The organism is Nocardioides sp. LMS-CY (assembly GCF_018732145.1).
Lineage (GTDB): Bacteria > Actinomycetota > Actinomycetes > Propionibacteriales > Nocardioidaceae > Nocardioides > Nocardioides soli.
This window is the reverse complement of record NZ_CP076104.1, coordinates 209,241-227,491: the sequence shown is the minus strand read 5'-3', so window position 1 is coordinate 227,491 and position 18,251 is coordinate 209,241. Positions and strand designations below refer to the sequence as shown.

General features: G+C 68.9%; 22 protein-coding genes. 12 read left to right on the top strand and 10 right to left on the bottom strand.

The window, feature by feature from the left end; translation table 11 throughout:
- Nucleotides 1-96 precede the first annotated feature (96 nt).
- Nucleotides 97-1,278 carry a Cmx/CmrA family chloramphenicol efflux MFS transporter gene (locus KM427_RS01125; RefSeq protein ID WP_215525969.1) on the top strand — a complete coding sequence of 394 codons (1,182 nt, stop codon included), beginning with the start codon at nucleotides 97-99 and terminating at the stop codon, nucleotides 1,276-1,278.
- Nucleotides 1,279-1,334: 56 nt separating this feature from the next.
- Here the strand turns inward: KM427_RS01125 and KM427_RS01120 are convergent, their stop codons facing one another.
- From KM427_RS01120 to KM427_RS01110, 3 genes are all read right to left on the bottom strand, one after another.
- A complete protein-coding gene (locus KM427_RS01120; protein WP_215525968.1) occupies nucleotides 1,335-2,225 on the bottom strand; it encodes a serine hydrolase in 891 nt (296 codons plus the stop codon).
- Between the two features lie 132 nt (nucleotides 2,226-2,357).
- Complete coding sequence (locus tag KM427_RS01115; RefSeq protein ID WP_215525967.1) at nucleotides 2,358-3,074, bottom strand: LysR family transcriptional regulator; 717 nt, start codon at nucleotides 3,072-3,074, stop codon at nucleotides 2,358-2,360.
- 76 nt (nucleotides 3,075-3,150) lie between these two features.
- Nucleotides 3,151-3,594 carry a hypothetical protein gene (locus KM427_RS01110; RefSeq protein WP_215525966.1) on the bottom strand — a complete coding sequence of 148 codons (444 nt, stop codon included), beginning with the start codon at nucleotides 3,592-3,594 and terminating at the stop codon, nucleotides 3,151-3,153.
- A 122-nt stretch (nucleotides 3,595-3,716) separates the two neighbouring features.
- Between KM427_RS01110 and KM427_RS01105 the strand changes: the two genes are divergently transcribed.
- From KM427_RS01105 to KM427_RS01095, 3 genes are all read left to right on the top strand, one after another.
- The gene (locus KM427_RS01105) at nucleotides 3,717-4,937 is read left to right on the top strand and encodes a M15 family metallopeptidase (RefSeq protein WP_215525965.1); all 1,221 of its coding nucleotides are present in this window, start codon (nucleotides 3,717-3,719) and stop codon (nucleotides 4,935-4,937) included.
- Nucleotides 4,934-5,317, top strand: a complete 384-nt coding sequence (locus KM427_RS01100) for a nuclear transport factor 2 family protein (protein ID WP_252274923.1) — start codon at nucleotides 4,934-4,936, stop codon at nucleotides 5,315-5,317. The genes KM427_RS01105 and KM427_RS01100 overlap by 4 nt, the downstream gene beginning before the upstream one ends.
- A gap of 211 nt (nucleotides 5,318-5,528) precedes the next feature.
- Nucleotides 5,529-6,254 (top strand): alpha/beta fold hydrolase, encoded by a 726-nt coding sequence (locus KM427_RS01095; protein WP_252274921.1) that lies wholly within the window; start codon nucleotides 5,529-5,531, stop codon nucleotides 6,252-6,254.
- A gap of 35 nt (nucleotides 6,255-6,289) precedes the next feature.
- On the opposite strand, the gene KM427_RS01090 is transcribed toward KM427_RS01095, so the two are convergent.
- Nucleotides 6,290-7,027, bottom strand: a complete 738-nt coding sequence (locus tag KM427_RS01090; protein WP_215525963.1) for a ubiquinone/menaquinone biosynthesis methyltransferase — start codon at nucleotides 7,025-7,027, stop codon at nucleotides 6,290-6,292.
- Nucleotides 7,024-7,950: a hypothetical protein gene (locus tag KM427_RS01085; protein ID WP_215525962.1), complete on the bottom strand. Its 927-nt coding sequence runs from the start codon at nucleotides 7,948-7,950 to the stop codon at nucleotides 7,024-7,026. The genes KM427_RS01090 and KM427_RS01085 overlap by 4 nt, the downstream gene beginning before the upstream one ends.
- 60 nt (nucleotides 7,951-8,010) lie before the next feature.
- Between KM427_RS01085 and KM427_RS01080 the strand changes: the two genes are divergently transcribed.
- A complete protein-coding gene (locus tag KM427_RS01080) occupies nucleotides 8,011-8,598 on the top strand; it encodes a TetR/AcrR family transcriptional regulator (protein WP_215525961.1) in 588 nt (195 codons plus the stop codon).
- 141 nt (nucleotides 8,599-8,739) lie between these two features.
- Here the strand turns inward: KM427_RS01080 and KM427_RS01075 are convergent, their stop codons facing one another.
- Nucleotides 8,740-9,201 (bottom strand): P-loop nucleotide/nucleoside kinase family protein, encoded by a 462-nt coding sequence (locus KM427_RS01075; RefSeq protein ID WP_215525960.1) that lies wholly within the window; start codon nucleotides 9,199-9,201, stop codon nucleotides 8,740-8,742.
- Nucleotides 9,202-9,824: 623 nt separating this feature from the next.
- Nucleotides 9,825-10,214, bottom strand: coding sequence for a transposase (locus KM427_RS25815; RefSeq protein ID WP_353846981.1), 390 nt, complete (start codon nucleotides 10,212-10,214; stop codon nucleotides 9,825-9,827).
- Between KM427_RS25815 and KM427_RS01065 the strand changes: the two genes are divergently transcribed.
- From KM427_RS01065 to KM427_RS25810, 5 genes are all read left to right on the top strand, one after another.
- Nucleotides 10,208-10,579, top strand: coding sequence for a nuclear transport factor 2 family protein (locus tag KM427_RS01065; RefSeq protein ID WP_215525958.1), 372 nt, complete (start codon nucleotides 10,208-10,210; stop codon nucleotides 10,577-10,579). The genes KM427_RS25815 and KM427_RS01065 overlap by 7 nt on opposite strands.
- A 535-nt stretch (nucleotides 10,580-11,114) precedes the next feature.
- Nucleotides 11,115-11,432: a hypothetical protein gene (locus KM427_RS01060; protein WP_215525957.1), complete on the top strand. Its 318-nt coding sequence runs from the start codon at nucleotides 11,115-11,117 to the stop codon at nucleotides 11,430-11,432.
- 46 nt (nucleotides 11,433-11,478) lie between these two features.
- Nucleotides 11,479-11,628: a hypothetical protein gene (locus tag KM427_RS01055; protein WP_215525956.1), complete on the top strand. Its 150-nt coding sequence runs from the start codon at nucleotides 11,479-11,481 to the stop codon at nucleotides 11,626-11,628.
- A 23-nt stretch (nucleotides 11,629-11,651) separates the two neighbouring features.
- The gene (locus tag KM427_RS01050) at nucleotides 11,652-12,449 is read left to right on the top strand and encodes a pentapeptide repeat-containing protein (RefSeq protein WP_215525955.1); all 798 of its coding nucleotides are present in this window, start codon (nucleotides 11,652-11,654) and stop codon (nucleotides 12,447-12,449) included.
- A 9-nt stretch (nucleotides 12,450-12,458) separates the two neighbouring features.
- A complete protein-coding gene (locus tag KM427_RS25810) occupies nucleotides 12,459-12,659 on the top strand; it encodes a molybdopterin dinucleotide binding domain-containing protein (RefSeq protein ID WP_353846980.1) in 201 nt (66 codons plus the stop codon).
- A gap of 35 nt (nucleotides 12,660-12,694) precedes the next feature.
- Here KM427_RS25810 and KM427_RS01040 read toward each other — a convergent pair whose 3' ends face one another.
- Nucleotides 12,695-13,387, bottom strand: coding sequence for a response regulator (locus KM427_RS01040; RefSeq protein WP_252274919.1), 693 nt, complete (start codon nucleotides 13,385-13,387; stop codon nucleotides 12,695-12,697).
- Complete coding sequence (locus KM427_RS01035) at nucleotides 13,384-14,808, bottom strand: sensor histidine kinase (RefSeq protein WP_215525953.1); 1,425 nt, start codon at nucleotides 14,806-14,808, stop codon at nucleotides 13,384-13,386. The genes KM427_RS01040 and KM427_RS01035 overlap by 4 nt, the downstream gene beginning before the upstream one ends.
- Before the next feature lie 111 nt (nucleotides 14,809-14,919).
- Between KM427_RS01035 and KM427_RS01030 the strand changes: the two genes are divergently transcribed.
- Nucleotides 14,920-15,567 carry a DedA family protein gene (locus KM427_RS01030; protein ID WP_215525952.1) on the top strand — a complete coding sequence of 216 codons (648 nt, stop codon included), beginning with the start codon at nucleotides 14,920-14,922 and terminating at the stop codon, nucleotides 15,565-15,567.
- A complete protein-coding gene (locus KM427_RS01025; protein WP_215525951.1) occupies nucleotides 15,564-17,081 on the top strand; it encodes a serine hydrolase domain-containing protein in 1,518 nt (505 codons plus the stop codon). The genes KM427_RS01030 and KM427_RS01025 overlap by 4 nt, the downstream gene beginning before the upstream one ends.
- A gap of 138 nt (nucleotides 17,082-17,219) precedes the next feature.
- Here KM427_RS01025 and KM427_RS01020 read toward each other — a convergent pair whose 3' ends face one another.
- Complete coding sequence (locus tag KM427_RS01020; RefSeq protein WP_215525950.1) at nucleotides 17,220-18,212, bottom strand: ArsR/SmtB family transcription factor; 993 nt, start codon at nucleotides 18,210-18,212, stop codon at nucleotides 17,220-17,222.
- Nucleotides 18,213-18,251: the final 39 nt, after the last annotated feature.

Here is an 18,251-nt window from a genome sequence, read left to right as displayed (position 1 = left end):
CCTTCCCACGGTCGCGCTTGACCGTGAGAGGACAGACCTGGGTGCTGACCGTGGTGACGAGACGCTCCATGTCCGTTCTCTCGCCTCGGAGTCCTCGTGCCTCTCGCTCTTTACCTTCTCGCCTTGGCGGTCTTCGCCATGGGAACCTCTGAGTTCATGCTCGCCGGCCTGGTGCCGGATATCGCAGCCAACCTCGATGTCTCGGTGGGGACCGCCGGTCTGCTCACCTCGGCCTTTGCGATCGGCATGGTCGTCGGAGCACCGAGCATGGCCATCCTCGCACGTCGATGGCAGCAAGGCGACGCGCTCCTCTGCTGCGTCGTGCTCTTCGCGCTCTGCCATGTAGTCGGCGCGCTGTCCCCCACCTTCGCGATCCTTCTTGCCACCCGGGTCGTCGCCGCACTGGCGAACGCCGGGTTCCTCGCGGTCGCGCTGAGCACGGCTGTCAAGCTCGTAGCCCCTGACCAGAAGGGCCGCGCCTTGGCGGTCTTGCTCTCAGGAACCACGATCGCCACCGTTGCCGGCGTGCCGGCCGGAGCTCTGATCGGCACCGCTCTGGGATGGCGCGCGACCTTCTGGGCGATCGCAGTGGTGTGCGTCCCGGCTGCCTACGGCATCGTGCGCAGCATTCCCCGTCGCTCGGCTCACGACTCGCCGGACTCCACCACTCAGCCCTCCCTACGGGCAGAGCTCGCCGTGCTCGGCTCGGCCAGGTTGTTGACGGCCATCCTGCTGGCTGCATTGGTCAATGCAGGGACGTTCGCCACCTTCACCTTCCTGGCGCCGATCGTGACCGACACGGCCGCCCTTGGTGAGCTGTGGGTCTCGTTCGCCCTCGTGCTGTTCGGCCTGGGGTCATTCGTCGGCGTCACAATGGCGGGACACCTCTCCGATAGCAGGCCAGTCCTCACGATCGGCATCGGCAGTCCCCTGTTGGTCGCGGGGTGGGTCGCGTTGGCGATGCTGGCCGATCAGCCCGCGGCGCTGCTGACGCTGGTGTTCACGCAGGGCGTCCTGGCGTTCGCAGTGGGAAGTACATTGATCTCGCAGGTGCTCTACGCGGCTGCGGACGCGCCGACGATGGGTGGGTCGTACGCGACTGCGGCGCTCAACGTCGGAGCCGCCGCCGGCCCCGTGATGGGCGCTGCCGCGCTCACCGCTGCGGGCAATGACGTGGGGCCGGTATGGGTCACCGTCGGCCTGACCGGGACTGTCTCGCTGGTCATGCTGCCCCTGCGACGGATGATCACGCCACGCGTCCCCACGAGCCTCCAGTGAACTGTTCGGGTCGCTCCTGCGCTCGATCCCGACCACCGAGCCGGCCCAGCGGCGATTCAGGCTATGGCGTCGGCGGACATCCGCAGCGGGGTGACGGCCGCTCGGGCCAGTTCGCCGATGGCCGCGTCCACGCGAGGGAGGTGCCGCTCCGCGCGCGCGGCCCGGGTGAGAACCGTGACGGCCACCGGGTGCTCCCCTGGGAAGCCGATGACCGCAGCCTCGTGGCGCAACCTGCCCAGGGTGCCGGTCTTGCCATGGACGGCAACGTCGTCGTGGGGGAAGCCCGACCCGATGCGGTGCCGCCAAGCCTGGTGGGCCAGGGCGTCGCGCACCAGCGCATGTGGCGGATCGGACCGGGACCACAGTACGCCCAAGACCTGGCAGAGGTCGGCCGCGCTGGAGGAGCTGGCCAGGGCGGAATCGTACTGGCTGGTGACCACATCGTGCTCGACGTCGGCCAGTGCCCGCTCTGCCAGCGCCGTGCTCGTCGCGCCGGTCTCCCGCTGGACGATGCGCAGGCTTTCCGTCGACCCGTGCCGGACGACGGTGTCCCGGAGCCCGATCTCCGCGAGCCAGTGGGACAGCCGGCCCAGGCCGACCCGCTGGAGGACCACATCGCCGGCGGCGTTGTCGGACACCGCCAGCATCAGTCGGACCGTGTCGCGGAGCGTGAGGGTCACTTCGTCGAGGAGCATCGCGATTCCCGTGGGGCCCGGCGTGCGCTCTCCTGGGGTAAGGACAAGCCGCTCCCCGCCGTCGAGGGCGCCGCTGCTGACGAGGTCTGCCCACGCGATCGCGAGCGGCAGCTTGTAGAGCGACGCGACGGCCACCGGCTGGTCGCCCGCGAGCGTCACCTCGCCCTTGGGGCCAGAAAGCCTGGTCGCGTGCACCCAGGCGGTCACTCCGGCGTCCTGGGCGATCTCCCGGAGCCGCTCGCGGACCGTCACGACAGCTCACCCTCCAGGAGGGTCGCCGCGCCCTCGTGGTCCAGATCCGGACGGCGCGCCGCCGGCACTGGCAGCACCACCCGTAGCCGCAGCGGCAGCGTTTCACCCTCGAGCGCGAGCCCGGCACCGGGGTCAGGTGTGAGTCGTACGGCGCGACCCGCCGCCACCATCGCCTGGCGTGCGAGGGGTTCGGCCTCCTCTACGTTGGCGCCGCTGTGCCCGGCCCGGCGCAGGCTGTCGACCAGCTGGTCGTGTGCGGGGGGGGTGGTGCCGTCGGGGAGGCACCGCTAGCGGTTGAGCGATGGACGCCAGCCGCACCGGCCCGGACGACGGCGCCTCCGGCAGACCGCCAGGGACCACCAGCCGGTTCGGCACCGTGCAGACCGGACCGGGGCGGGTCCCGTCGATGACACCGGGATGTCGCACGACCGCAAGGTCGAGGTCGCCGGCGCGGAGCCGGTCCATCAGCTCGACGCTGCCCGCGACCAGGGGGGTCACCAGAACGCCGTGGTCAGTCAGCCCACGCACCAGGTCCGGAATCCGACCTTCGAGGTCAGCTGCCAGACCCACCCGCAAGGACGCGGTGACCACCCAGCTGCCGGCTTGCTCCAGGAGTTCGTCGGCCGCCGCCAGGAGGTCCTCTGCCCGCGGTAGGAGCGCCGCCCCTGCCTCAGTGATCCGCACACCTCGCGCGTCGCGGTCGAACAGCCGCACGCCCAGGTGGCGCTCCAGGCGCTGCACTCCCTGGGACAAGGGCGGCTGTGTCATCCCGAGGGTCGCCGCCGCGTGGCCGTAGTGCCGCTCCTCGGCCACCGCCACGAAGAAGCGCAGATGACGGAGAAGATCCACTGCAGCATGATAGTGCTTCGCTATCGAGTCCCGTCATCGAAACATTCCGCCTCTCGTGCGGCGTGATGGCTCCTCGTCAGCGCCACCACGTGCTGAGCGAGACGTACCCTCTGACTCCGTCGCTCCCCAGGCGGTAGCCCACACAGAGCTTCCTCCGGTCGACCAACGAGTTGGCCGAGCACTGTTCTTTCGATGGCAGCCTGTCCAAGATGGATTCGGGTGTGTCGGACGGGCTACCTTCGACGTCGAACTCGAGATAGCAACCGCCGGAACCGCACCCCGCTCTCTCGTCACTGATCGTGAGTCCGTCGGGTAGGTCGGGCAGATCATCTCGCGACGGAACCGTTGCCTCGACGTAGACGGTCAGATTCAGCAGCACCACGGTCACCGTCAACGCCACGATCGATGCGACGCCGGCCCACACGAGCCGATTCATCGGAGGCATATCCAAATCGTCGTCACGCCAACGATGCGAGTCAAAGTCCGTCGGTGACTCCCCGCGATAGCGTTTCTCAATCACTCGGCTCGCCTAGAGTCGCAGGGCCTCGGTCGTCCAAGGATCCGGCCCATATCGGATGGCTATGGCGGGGGGTTTCGTTGCGTCTTTGACCCGGCGGACACGGACCACAAAGGATTCCTTCCATGCTTCGCCGACGTCGGTTCTGGACTGTGTTCTCGCTGTTCGCGGTCCTTCTCGCAGTCGGGATGGGTGCTGGTGTGGTCCGCGCCCTCGACGAGTCCTCATCGGAGAAGTGGGAGCGCTTCGCGCAAGAAGACCTGCTTCGAATGCATCGTGATCTCGACGAGTCCATCGCGCTGCTGCGTGCCTCCGGGTTCGAGATCACGGGCCAGGACCTGGCCGCCTGGCTTCGTAACCTCGACAAGGGCGGGTACCTCGCACCTGGCTCGACCGCCATGAGGCTGTACCGCCAGGACTTGGATGCCGATCACTTCCTGGTCATTGCTCACGGCAGGTGGCATAACGCGCTCACGGAGTCCACCAGCACCGGCAACGCGTGCGCTCGTCTGGAGCTGACCCCTGAGCCACAGCAGCCCCTGGGCTTCACCGAGGTGTCGTGCCCGGCGGATGTGGAGGCGGAAGTCGCCACCGCTGTGCCCCCACCGCTGTGCCCGGTCGGCGGGTGTGCCGAGGACGACAACTTGTTGGCCCGAACCGTCCTGCGCGTGCAGCGCGCCCGCTGGGACACGCCCGTCGGCTCGCGAGTGAGGCTGTCGCCCCGGCCCGTGCCAACCAGGCCCGTCGGTGACCTGCGAACAGACTCGACCGCCCTTCGGTGTGCTCCAGGTACGCGTGACGTGGGGGTTCACGCCGGGTACGTCGAAGGGCGGCGCGTTCCTGTGCGCTTGTGTGCGTTGCCGGACCTGCCCAGCTCGGGAGCGGAGAGCTCGCATCGAAGCGGCTTCTACGTTCGTGGCGCGCGTGGACAGGCCATTGTCAACGCGCGCGTCTCCGGTGCGGCGCAGTCGCTCGTCGAGGCTGCACGCCGAGAGGGCATCCGGCTCTCGGCCAACAGCTCCTTCCGCACGATGCGCCACCAACGGCGCCTGTGCAGGGACGACCTTGGCTGCCGCACCGGCAACCACAGGCTCGTCGCCCCGCCCGGCCACTCGCAACACCAGCTCGGTGTCGCCATCGACTTCGCCGGGACCCGGGTGACGGCCGCGGGATCTTGCGAACGACGCGCCGAGGACCCGACGAGCCGAGTCTGGACGTTCCTCCACCGCCATGCCGGTCGCTTCGGTTTCCGTCAGTACGCCGCCGAGTCCTGGCACTGGGACGCCCTACCGGGGCCGGCGCGATGCCGCTCGCGAGACGCCGATCACTACCATCCGCCCGCATGAGCGAAGCGAGCCTGAAGACGACCCTCGTCCAGCTCGAGGCTCAGGGCTGGGACTCCCTCTGCGACGGCACCGGCGGGCAGTTCTACGGAGAGCTGATGACCCAGGACGCGGTGATGGTGCTGGCCAACGGCATGGTCCTGGACCGCGCAGCCGTCATCGAGTCGCTCGAGCACGCACCACCGTGGAGCGGCTACGAGATCGTCGACGAGCGGGTCATCCGCACCGGCCCCGACAGCGCGATCCTGGTGTATCTGGGCCGCGCCTCCCGAGACGGCGACGCCTCGTCCTTCGTCGCCATCATGTCGAGCGCATACCGGCTGCAGGACGGTGAATGGCGCCTCTGCCTCTACCAGCAGACCCCCGTGCCCGCCGGCGCCTGATGTGTACCGACAGCACTGGCCTCTGGCCCGGGCGCACGCAGGTGTGCCGGAGGAGGAGGGGAGAGATGTGACCGTCACTTTGCGAGCCGCGGACCGGGAGGCCGTCACCCGGTTACCGGACGGCCGACTGCTCGCCCGAGCCGAATGGGGACCCCCCGGGGGCCCGCCCGTCCTCCTTTGCCCCGGCGCCGCGACCAGCCGGCTCCTCGGCATGGACGCACAGGCGGTCGATGCCGCCGGTGTCCTCCTCGTGTCCTTCGACCGGCCAGGTTTGGGTGGGTCGACGCACGATCCGGGAAGAACCCTCACCTCGTGGGCAGCCGACGTCGCCCACGTCGTCGCGCAAGAGCGGTGGCCACGGCCGGTGGGAATCGGCTTTTCCCAGGGTGGGCCCTTCGCTTTGGCCTTGGCAGCCGCTGGCACAGTCAGCGCCGTGGCCCTCGTCTCGGCGCAGGACGAGCTGTCTGCTCGCAGGGAGGATCTCGATGAGCACCTCCTCGGCCTGGTCGACGCCGTCGCCGCTGATCCCAGCTCCGTCGAGCGCTCGATGGCGACGACCGTCGAGCCGGTGTCCTTCGTCGCGATGGTTCGGGAGATGAACGGCGGGGCGGACCGCCTAGTCTACGAGGAGCGCCTATTCGCCGAGTACTTCTCCGCAGCGGTACGCGAGGCGCTCCGCGGCGGTGCTGAGGGCTACGCGCGTGACCTGGTGCTCACCCTGGGTGCGTGGCCGTTCCGGCCGGAGGACATCACGATGCCGGTCCACCTTTGGTACGGCGCCCTCGACGACAGTCCCGTGCACTCGCCGGATCACGGTGCTCGCCTCGCCGCGCGCATCCCGAACGCGCGCCGGACCATCGTGGAGGGCGAGGGCGGAGCGATTCTCTGGACCCGGACGGCCGAGATCCTGGCGGACCTGGGGCGAATGCCGCGATGAGCACCACGGCGTCGCGCCGTGACCGGGGCATGGACTCACTGCGGCTTCGTCGCCCAGTGGACGACGACCATTTCCTGAAGGAAGGCGTGGTGGCCCACGTCGACAAAGCCTGCCCCGCTCAACGTTTCAGCCACGTTCGTGGGACCTAGGAACGCCAGAGTGGAATCCTGGAGATACCCGTAGTCTCTCGCATCGCCGGCCACTAGATACCCGACGATCCGTGGCCACCGGCGGGCGAGGAATCTGGCGACCGAGCCACCGGGCCCGCGACGGCCGGGGGCGGTCTCGAGGGCGACTAGACGGCCGCCCGGCTTCAGGACGCGCCACTGCTCCAGCAGCCCCGCTTCCAGGTCGTCGACGAGGTAGCGGAGCAGGTAGCCATGAGTCAGAACGTCGAACGACCCGTCGGAGAAGGGCAGGAAACGAGCGTCGGTCTGCAGCCACCTGATCGTGCGCGCCGCTGGCCGACGTAGGGCCAGCTCGAGCATCTGGGGCGTGAGGTCGGCGGCCACGATGTCGGCGGACGGTTGACGGCGCCTGGCGTCCAGAGCGAGCTGCCCTGTTCCGGTGGCCAGGTCGAGGAGCCGCTCGCGCGGACCCAGGTTCGCTTTGTCCTGGACGTATCTGCGCCAGCGACGATCCATGCCAGCCGTCAGCAGCAGGTTGCCGAGGTCGTATCGGGGGGCCACCCGGGCGAACATCGAGCGGACCCTGTCCGGACTGAGCGCGGGGCCGGTGCGCCCACCGAGCTCAGCGCCGATCTCGTTGCTCACGCTCGCGCGAGCTCGGCGCCCTGCGCGGGCTCTGCGAACTCGTTGTCGACAAGGCGGCGGCGCAGAACCGACAGCCCGTAGATGGAAGCGCCAGGGAAGGAGGCGAGGGCAAGCAGGATCATCGCCGGAGTCGGGTCGCCCTGGTTGGCGAGGAGCACTTGGGTCAGGCTCTGCAGTGCAGCGGTCGTGCAGCCGGTCCACGTGACCAGCCACGCGGTCCGCGATCGGCGCACTGTCGGGCGCGCCAGCAGGGGGGTCAGCCAGCCGATGATGGCGAACAGACCAGACAGCACGAGCACGGTGCGCTGTGCGACGGCGTCCATGCCGTGCGGCCCGGCTTCTCCTGGCCCGAGGACCCCCCAGGAAACCATGGTCACCCCGAAGGGAAGCAGGCCGAGAGCGCCGGCAATGGTCGCCCAAGCCGCGGGGCGGCGAGGGGGGCGACTAAGGACCCATCCCCATCGATCGAGCGAGTACCGCCAAGCGAGAACCGCGATCCCGAGAGCCAGCAGCCCGAACCCGCCGTACGCGATCGCGAACACCCATGGGCTCATGTTGTCCATTCCCCTCGTGTGCAGGTCACCCGCGACGACGAGCTGGAGGGCGCTGCCCATGGTGAGTCCCAGCAGGATCGGAGCCAGTAGACCGGTCGCACCTCCAGCAAGGCCGAGTACCGCCCAGGCAGGGACGCGCCGGCCCCATGGTCGGACCAGCGCGATCGCCAAAGCCACGGCCAACAGCTCGAGAACGATCGTGACGATGTTGCCCGCGACCATCCGTGAGCTGTGGAGCTCTGCGACTTGGGCATCGGTCCTTAGCCCGACCGTGCTGCCGGCAAGCCAGGCGAGTTTCAGCGCCGTGTAGGGCACGACCGCCACTACGACCAAGCACATGGCGATCCACTGGGAGCGCGTCCCCATCACTCCTCCAAAATAGAGATAGGCATCTAGAGATCGGTATCTAGAATGAAGTAGGATCCAGCCATGGTCAAGCCCGCGCGGTTCACCGTCGACGACCTCCTCGATGGCGCGACCGCGGCCGTCCACGCGCACTGGCGATCAGCCACGGTCGCGCACGTCACGGCGCTATTGGGTGCGCCCTCGGGGTCGATCTACCACCGGTTCGCCTCCCGCGACGCGCTCTTCGCCGCCGCATGGATCCGTGCTGTGCGCCGCTACCACGCACAATTCGACAGAATCGCGACGATCGGCGACCCGGTCGAGGCCATCGTCGAGACCGGCCTGCTCATCCCCCGGTTCTGCCGCGCGCACCCACGTGACGCCCGAATGCTCACAGTCTTCCGCTACAAGGACCTGGCGGCCGACCCGCCTGCCGGACTTGAGGACGACCTTCGCGACCTGAACGCCCCCGTAGGGCGCCTGCTCTCTGACCTCGCCGAGCGGCGCTACGGGCGCGTGACCAAGCGCGGACTCGAGCTCGTCTCCCTCGCCGCCCGCGACACGCCCCTCGGCATGGTGCGCAGCCTCATCGGCGAACCGATCCCTACCTGGCTGGACGCTCCGGTGCGCGTGGCCTGTGAAGCTGTCGCGTTGCTCAACGACTCGCAGTGACGCTAGCGGGAGTCCTCGCCCGGTCGGCTCGGCAGCGCGCCTGGAGCAGCCCGCGCTTTGCTCACGGGCAGTTGACTTACTGCGTGTGTCCTACTTGATGCGCGAGGTGTGCGCCGGAGAGCGGCGACGAAGCTTCCTCGGCTATCCAATGATTGTGAGCGGGCCTTCGTCCGCCGTAGGTGGCTCGAATTGGTCGAAGTACTGGACGACGAGGTCTTCGGTAACCACGAAGTCGTCGGAGTGACTGCCACGTCTGGTCCTCATGCGGCTCAGGACCGTTTCGCGATCGGTCGCGAGGTAGATCGTCTCAGGTACGACGCCTGTCGGCTCGAGCAGCTTGCGGTAGTCGTCGCGCATCCGCCGTGACCAGAACGAGAAGTCGAGGACGACGTCGTTGCCCGCCGCGACGACCTCCAGCAGCCGGGACCGCAGGTCAGCCTCGATCTCGTCGTGCACGTCTGGGGGTGGTGGCAGCGTCGAGATCCCGCGACGCCACATCTCCACGTCGAAGGAAAGCCGAACCATCCCCTCGCTCTCCAGGCGTCGGGCGTACGTCGACTTCCCTGCCCCCGAAGGTCCGCACATGAAGATCACGCGGCTCATGGATGGACCCTACGTCCCTGCGACTGTCGTTTCGGTGGAGCGTAGCCCGGCGTTCCCACGCTGCGGCCGCAACTAGCTAAGGAGCCCGCGGGCTTGGCTCGGGAGAGGTGTCGCAGCGTGGTCGCGATGCAGGCGATTGCGGTCTGGAGCCAGCCGGTGGCCGGGTTGGTGGTGTTCTCGAAAACGACGTCGCCTAGCGTCGGGCGCGGCCGAGGCGGCCGTGGGCGACCTCGACGCGCCAAGCGTGCCGGATGGGCCGGAACACCGGCTGCCTGTCGTCCAATCCCACACGCGGACTTCCACGGCGCTGGCGGCTGAGCCTGCGGCAGCAGCGGCGGGTTCACTAGAATGATCTCGAGCCGTTCGGCGACGGCTTGGCCGGCGAGGTGTTCCAGCATCAGCTCGCTGGCCCGTTCTCGTGGTGGAGGCCGGCACGGCGAGTGCACCCACGGGCGGGCCGGTCCGTCGACGGCCACGACACGCCTGACGCCTTTGATGCGGCCTTTGGGGTCGCCGCGGTCGTGAAAGGTGCATCCGTCGTTGGATGCCCCGCGGGCCAGTGACTGTCGATGACGACCATGAAGGGGCGTCGCGTCCGCCCGTCCACCTCGCATGAGGCCGCGTCAGCACCGACAGGGCACGCGTCCACGTGCCGTTGCGCGATCAGCGGCGAAACTTCGACAACACCTGATCCACGGCACGAACGGCTCCGGCAGGAAGTGCCACTGGCAGCCGGTGTGGGAGATGCAGAGCATCTCCTCCACAGCGCTCCGCAGGTCAGCCGCGTGGCTGGGTCCCTGCTTGCCCGGTGCGTTGAACACCGGTTCCAGTAGCGTCCACTGCTCATTGGTGAGGTCAGTCGAGACGACGTGACCGACACGGTGCGACCAAGCCGCTGGCGGCAGTCCCAACCAGATGGGACAGTCCCAGTTAGTTTGGATGCAGCCTAGCTCGGGACGTGGCACGCCGGTTGCATCGTTCCTGCAGGTCGGAAACCATTCAGGCCATGGCATTGTCACCGCCGCCGCGGGCGATCGATCGCGTCCTTGAACTCGAAAGGGAGCTTCAAACACCGGCCTGCCGAGCCGACGAAGCCCGACTCAGGAACCTTCTCGCGCCCGACTTCGTAGAGATCGGGGCGTCCGGTCGTCGTTGGGATCTGGAGAGCATCTTGATGATGCTGCGCGATGAGAGCGCAGCAGCGGACGGTGCCGTCATCGAACTCGCGGGTCTCACGGCGCGGCTGCTGGCTCCGGGCGTGGTCCAAGTCTTCTGGGAGTCCGACTGGGCCGGACGGCGCGCACGCCGGACATCCGTCTGGTGCGAGCGCCAGGGGCGATGGGAGCAGGTCTACCACCAGGGCACTCCACTCTCCTGATCGCCATGCTCGCCTGTGTGATGTCTGGGCGGGTGACCACTCGCGGTACTGCCGTCGTACCCCGTCATCTCGGTCGGACAGTGCGGCGCCAAGGCACCGCCCGAGGCGCTGCACTCCCCTGCGAGACCGGAAACCGGGTTGTGTCGAAAGGCGCAGCCGCGTGACCGTGACTGCCGCTCGTTGCCCGCTGTGCAGAAGGCAAAAAGCGAGGAGGACCTAGCACCGGAGCATAGGTTTTCGCTATCGATACCCGAGTTGAGGCACTTCGACTCCCCGACCGGCGTACGCCACCATTTCGACATGCATGTTTCCTCCCGGGACCTGACGCCACGAGTTGCGTCGACGACCTTGTGCAGATCCCATCCTCGGTGCTTGGTCGCGGAGGGCCCAGCCCCCTCCTTCACTTCCAGCACCGGACATGTAACGCCGGGCCGGTCACCCGGAGCCCTCTGGCGGGTATATGTACCGGTCAAGGACCAGACGAGCGTTCACTTCGGCAAGGACCTCGCCTGATCGCGATGGAAGGACGCGCTCGATGACCCCGCCGGCCGACCGCTCCCGCGTCATCTGGGGCGTCCTCGCCGGCCTGGCCGCGCTGGCGGTGCTGGCGTTCCCCATCACAGGCGTCGGTGTTCTGGCGATCGCCAGTTTCACCGGCTGCTTCATCGAGTGCGGGGAGACCTATCCATGGCGTGGCGTGATGTGGACGGTGGCGGGGGCTCTGATGCTGGCGGTTCCGTTCCTCGTGGGGGGCCTCGTGGCGCGAGTCCGTCTACGACGGCTGTGGCCGTGGGCGATCGTGCCCACACTCGTGCTCGCCGCGGCTGCGGCGTTCGCGCAACGCGCCATCTGAGACAATCACCTCCTGAGCGACCGGTCCAGAACAACCGTCCGGGCCGATGGCCGTGGCGGGAGCAGTCCTCATCTCAACGCGAGCGAGCACGATCATCGGCAAGCTGATCTGCGACAAACGGGCGGTCGTCGCGCTGTTCGCCAGCCTCCTCGTGTTGAACGCCTTCGCCATCCAACACGGGCGGTACGGCGCCTGATCGTGACATGACACCATCCCCAGGTGACGACACCCGGGTTGAGGTCCGACTGCGCGCGCTGCTTCGCGCTGTGCTGCGTCCTCCTGACCTTCTCGGCATCGGCGGGCTTCGGAGTCGACAAGCCCAGCGGGCGCCCGTGCCGCAACCTGCTCGAGGACGACAGCTGCCGCATCCACGCGACGCTGCGTGAGGACGGCTGGCCAGGTTGCACGGTCTTCGAGTGCTTCGGTGCCGGCCAGCAGGTCTCCCAGGTCACCTACGCCGGTGTCTCCTGGCGCGAGCCCGGCAGTCCGCCGCACCGGGTGGCCGAGATGGCCGCGGTGCTGTCGGTCATGCGCCAACTGCACGAGATGCTAGTCCACCTCGCCGAGGTCGCACGACGCTCCCCCGACCCGGCCGCCGACGCGGTCCGAGCGGAGATCGAAGATCTCACCGCCGCCGACCACGAGACCATCCTGCTCGCCGACGTCGAGTCGCTCCACGAGCGGGTGGGCCGGCTGCTGGCAGAGGCCAGTGCACGCGTCCGACGGTCGTGGCCAGCCGCGCGGGACCACTCCCGCGCCGACCTCGCCGGACGGCGGATCGCCGGCGACCACAACGGCGCGACCTTCCGAGGCGCGCTCCTGATCCGGGCGGACCTCTGTGGAGCCACGCTGCGCGACGCGGATTTGCTCGGCGCCGACCTCCGCGACGCCGACGTACGCGGCTGCGACCTGTCGAGCGCGCTCTTCCTTACCCAGCCGCAGGTCAACGCGGCCGTCGGCGACCCGGCGACCACCCTTCCGGACGGCTTGTCGCGCCCCGCACGCTGGCAGCGCTGAGCCGTCGGAATGCCAGGCTCGCCCGTGAGACGGGGCATCAAGAACCGCGACGTCCTCCGCCTCTACAACGAGCGCGGCGCCTGCCTGGCCGGCGCCCGACTGGCTGACGGCATCCGTCACGGCGTTGTGCAGTTGGCAACGGGAGTTTGGTTCGGAAGCCGGTCACCGCGCGGGGGCTCGCGCGGTGAAGGTCAGGTCGTCGACGGCTAGGACGTCGCCATAGGCCTTGGTCAGGTGGACCTTGATCATGTGCCGGGCTCCGGATCGCGCCCGATCCCGGCTTCGTGGGCGAGGATCGCCGCCTGCACGCGGTTCGCCACACCGAGCTGGTCCAGGATCGCGCTGACATAGATCCGCACGGTGCCTTCCGCGAGGTGAAGCTTGCGCGCGATCTGCGCGTTGGAGGATCCGGCCGCTACTAGGGCGAGGACGTCGGTGTGCCGCGGTGACAGGCCGTCGAGGGCGCGCCGGGCGCGGGTGCGCGCCGTCGTGTGTGCGTAGCCGGTGTTCTCGACCAGCCATCTGGCGACGCTGGGCGAGAAGAACGCGCCGCCCTCGGCGACCGAGTGCACCCCGAGGATCAGCTCGCGGGGGGCGCCTGCCTTGAGCACGAAGCCGCGGGCACCGCCGGAGATGGCTCGCGCCACGTAGTCGCCCTCGGAGAAGGTCGTCAGCATCATGACGGCGGTGTCGGGGCAGGCGCCCAGGACTGCGGGGAGCGCCGCCAGACCGTCCAACCCGGGCATCCTGATGTCGAGCAGTACGACGTCAGGTCGGTGACGGCGTACTAGTTCGACAGTCGCCCGGCCGTCGACCGCCTCACCTACGACCTCGATGGTCGGATCCGAAGAGAGCACGGCGGCGACACCGGCACGCACCATCGCGTCGTCGTCGGCAAGCGCCAGCCGGACGCGCTGCTCCTGGGGCGCCCCCGTCACGGTGCCTCCGGGTGAACGACGTCCGTCGAGCTGACGGTGTCATCGTCGAAGCAGACCCGGTAGACCTGCCCGCGATCGAAGAAGCTGACCTCGCCCTCGTAGAACCGGCACTCGATGCCCTCCGGTGGCGTCGCAACCCGATCGGTGGGTGGCTCCAGCATCTCCACAGGCGGAAGGATGCGCTCGGTCTCGGCGCGGGAGTCGCCGACGTCGATCCGGGCGAACTCCTCCGGGGTGAGCACCGAGGCGATGGTGACGTAGGTGAAGTAGCTGGTGAGAAGCACCGCGATCAGCAGCAGGCCCAAGACCGGCACGAGGACCACCCGCAGCAGGCTGCGTTGCGCGTCTCGCCGGCCAGCGGCCAGCTCGGCGTGCGGCAGGGCGAGGCCTGGCCGATCGTCGGCTGGCTGCGCGTCCTCACGCGCCCGGATGGGGACGTGGGCGAGAAGCTCGAATCCATCGGCGAGTTGCTCTGCCCGCAGCGAGCCGCCGAGGTGCTCGACCCGCTCGGTGAGCCCGAGCAGGCCCCGGCCGCCGCTGGGTGCGCTCTGCACGCTGCCGACCGACCCCCGATCCTTCACGCGCAGGACGACCTCGTCGCTGACACGCTCGATGTGCACTTCGACGCGAGCCCCCGGGGCGTGCTTGACGACGTTCGTCAGGCCCTCCTGGATCACCCGCCCGACCGTGTGTGCGACGACCGGAGGAAGGGTGTCCAGGTCGATCGTCGAGGTCAGTCGCGCGTCGAGGCCGGCGTCCGCGGCACGACGTACGACGTTTCGTGGGTCCCCGGCCGGCGGCTGAACCGGTGCCGGGTCGGCGCCGTCGGTGAGGAGCCCGACGATGTCATTGAGCTGTTCGGCGGCTCGTGTGGTCGCGGCCCGCAACCGGCCAGCCTCGCCGGACCGCTCGGCGGCAGTGACAACACCCACCTCGAGCGCTCCGGCGTGCAGCGCGATGAGGCTCAGCTGGTGGCCCAGGGTGTCGTGCATCTCCTTGGCGAGCCGGGCCCTCTCTCGCAGCCTGCCTTGCTCGGCACGTTCCCGCTCGCGCTGTGCCAGGGAGCCCAGTAAATCGGCTTCTGCTCGCCGCAACGCGAGACGGTCGCGAAGGTGACGCCCGATCAGCCAGGGCAACAGCGCCGAGACCACGGCGGCGGCGACGACTCCCGCCCAGATCCGCGGATCCCACCACGACGCGCCCAGCGCTATCGGGGCGAGCACCAACCCGACGACCACCGCCACGGCGAACCACCGGGCTCCCGTGTCACAGCGCCCCAGCAGATACGCCCACACGGGCACGGTGAGCACGACAACCGGGTGCAGTGCCATGCCGGCAACGCCCAGCAGTAACAGGGTGGACCACAGCACCACGGGTACACCAGGCAGTCGAAGACCCGACCGGTCTCGAAGGTACTTCACGTTCACCACCGTAGGTGCCGAGCCACCGCCTTGCGCATTGACGAAAGTCAGCGTCGAGGACTGACCGATGACAGCAGACGCCGCAGCCCTCCCCTCTCTAGCGTCTCGGCCGTGACCGAGTTCCTGACTACAGTGGCCGACGAGTTCGGGCCCACGCTGTTGGCGGCGGCGCTGTTCGCGGCGTTCGCCGAGTCAGCGTTGGGCGTGGGCTCCTTGCTGCCGGGCGAGGCCGTGATCTTGGCCCTCAGCGCCTCGGTCGCCGCACCGCCGCAGGCACTGTGGCTGGTAGCGGCTGTCGCCGTCGGAGCCATTGCCGGCGACCACACCGGCTACCTGCTCGGCCGCAGCCAAAGCACCACCATCCGGACCTCTAGACCGATCTCGCGCATCGGCGTGCCCAAGTGGGACCGCGCCGCCGCACTCGTACACCGACACGGGTCCCTGGCAGTCGTGGCAAGCCGCCTCTTCCCCGTCGTGCGCACCCTGACGCCCGCCGTTGCCGGCGCCACCGCGCTTCCCTACCGGATCTTCTGGATCGCGTCCGCCACCGGCTCGGTGCTGTGGGCCGGGCTCTGGGTCGCGATGGGCACCGCGGGCAGCTCCCTGATCGCCCACGCCGGGCGTCAACTGGGGCCGGTCGGTGTCGCCGCACTGGTCCTCGTTGCCGCATCGGTCGCGGCCCTGCTCGTGCTGCGGCGCCGTCGGCTCACCGCTACCGCCCCCACCATCGATTTCGCCCCAGGAAAGGACCGCAGGTGACAACACCTACACCCCGACGCCTTCTCCTCGCTGTCGCCGCCGCGGCCCTGAGCGTGCTCCTCGGCGCGGGGCCGGCTTCGACAGCGACCGGAGCCGAGCATCTCGACCCGCAAGACGTCGAGCAGACGGTCGCCGACTACCTCGAAGAGTCCGGAGCCCCGGGCGCCGCGGTCGCTGTCACCCGCGGCACACGGGTCCTCTACACCGGCGGAATGGGCACCGATGGCTCCGGAGAGCCGATGACCGCCGACACCCGGTTGCGGATCGCCTCGCTGTCGAAGTCGTTCACCGCCCTGGCCGTGATGCAGCTCGTCGACCGCGGCCGGATCGACCTCGACGACCCCGTGATCGACCACCTGCCGGAGTTCTCCCTCGACGACGACCGCGCCGACGAAATCACCGTGCAGCATCTGCTCAACCAGACCTCCGGCATGGCCGACGCCGCCTCCCCCGACGAGTACGTCACGGGGCCCACCGACTTGTCCGCGGCCGTACGACGCCTGCGGCCGGCATCGCTCGTCGCGGACCCAGGCACCGAGTGGAACTACCACAACCCCAACTACCACGTGGCCGCCCGGCTGGTGGAGGTCGTCAGCGGCCAAGACTTCACCGACTACTTGCGCGCCCACGTCTTCGAGCCCGCCGGCATGGACGCCTCGACCGCCACCGCCACCACCAACACGTCGGTCCCCGGACTCGCCGAGGGACACACCTTCGCCTACGGGCAACCGGTGACGGTCGACGGACCGAACTACTTCACCGCCGGCGCCGGCGGAGTGGTCAGCACCGCCGAGGACATGGCCAACTGGTTGGTGCTGCACAACAACAACGGGCTGGCAGCCACCGGCCGCCAGGTCGTCTCGACAGCAGCCGTGCAGCAAATGCACACCGCCCAGGAACCAGGCGGCGGCACCTACGGACTCGGCTGGTATCACACCCCGGCCGAGGACGACCGGGCCGAGCACATCTCCCACAGCGGCGGAGCCGCCGCGTTCAGCGGCTACCAGGTGATCTACCCGACCCCCGGCGAGGACTACGGAATCGTGGTTCTGCTGAACAGCGGTGCCAGCCTGACCGGACCGACACCGACCGACCCCGCGCAGGAGATCGCCGCACTGCTCAGAATCGACTCCCCGCCCAAGGACGACCCGTCGCGAGCTCTCGTCGTCGACCTCGCGACCACGCTGGTCGGACTGCTCATCGCCACCGCAGGATGGCGAGGCCTCCGTCGCGCACCACTCTGGGCGAGACGGCGACGAGATCAGGCACCCCTGTGGGCAGCCGTGCGGCTGACGCCATACCTGCTCGGGATCGGGTTCGTGCTGGCCATCCCTCGCCTGCAGCTAATGCTGATGCAGCGCGACGCTCCATGGCAGGTGCTCTTCTACGTCGCCCCAGTCCAGGTCGTCGTGCTGGGCGTCCTCGCCGCAACGTGCACCGCCGTGATAAGCGCGCGCGTCGCCCACCTCGTGCTGGACCGATCAGAACGGCGGCGACCGATGGTCGCAGATTGAAACGCATCATGACTCCTGTGGTGGGATGCCGAGCGGCGTTCGCCGGACCGCGCCGACAGGTAACGCCGGGATGCTGTTCAGTTACGGGTCGAAGGGCCCGCGGACGGCGTTCCCCGGGCTGTGACCCGAGTTGTCAGATCAGGCCCGGCGCGGCTTCGCGGTCAAGTGGGTCCGCGCGGCGCGGCTCAGTTCATGTGCGGCGGCGGTCCACCAGTAGAGGACTTCGCGACCAGATCGTCGTCGCTGTAGCAGGCCTGCTTCGTGCAGGACTCGGAGATGGGCGGCGACGGTGCTGAGTGGGAGGTTGGTCGATGCCGCGATGGCGCTGGTGCTGATCGGTTGTTCTGCGCTTTGGAGGACGGTGGCTCGTCTGCGGCCGAGTAGGGCGCGCAGTGACGCTGGTCCGGCTCGGTCTTGGTCGGCGAAGATCCCGATAACGGGGTAGACGATGCCGTAGTGCGTCGGCTCAGCGAGGTTCCACGTGACCCAGCCGCTTCGGCAGTGGGCTGCGTAGAAGGTCAGCTGGCGGCCGCGAATGTCGATGTCGGGATAGGGACGAGCGTCGTACTGGAGGCGATTGTTGCCGACCCATCTCGTGCCGTCGCGGAGGTCGTCGAAGACCGCGGCCCAGCCGCTCCGGGCGAGTCGATTGGTCCTGGCAACCAGGTCGGCCTCGAGGACGCGGTGCCGGGTCGGCCACTCGGGCGCGACCGTTGTCTGCCACACCCACCGAAGTAGTGCGGTTGCATGGGCGGCGAGGCCCGGGCCCAGCAGGTCGGCAGCGAGCGGCCGTCGCACGTGCTCTAGGTCTGCGCGGAGACAGTCGTCACTCAGTGCCTCGATCTCGCTCAGGTGCGGCTCGATCGAGGTGTGCTCATCGTTGCGTGGCGGTGCGGTGAGGAAGTCCGCGGCCCACGTCGGTGACACCGCGTGAGCAGCGATCGCTGCTTGAACAGGATGCGCAGCCAGGTGGTCGCCAAGCTGTTCGATGTAGCGGCGGCGCCAAGCAAGGTGCCAGGGCATCGGGTCGGGACGGAGCAGGACGCTGAGCGCCGCCACGCACTCCGCCAGCTCTGAGGTGCCGAAGCGCGCGCGGGCCAGCGTGTCGCTATCGACCAAGAAGTCCGCCATGTTTCCACTCCAACGGAAACTGTAGGTGCATCAGCACCG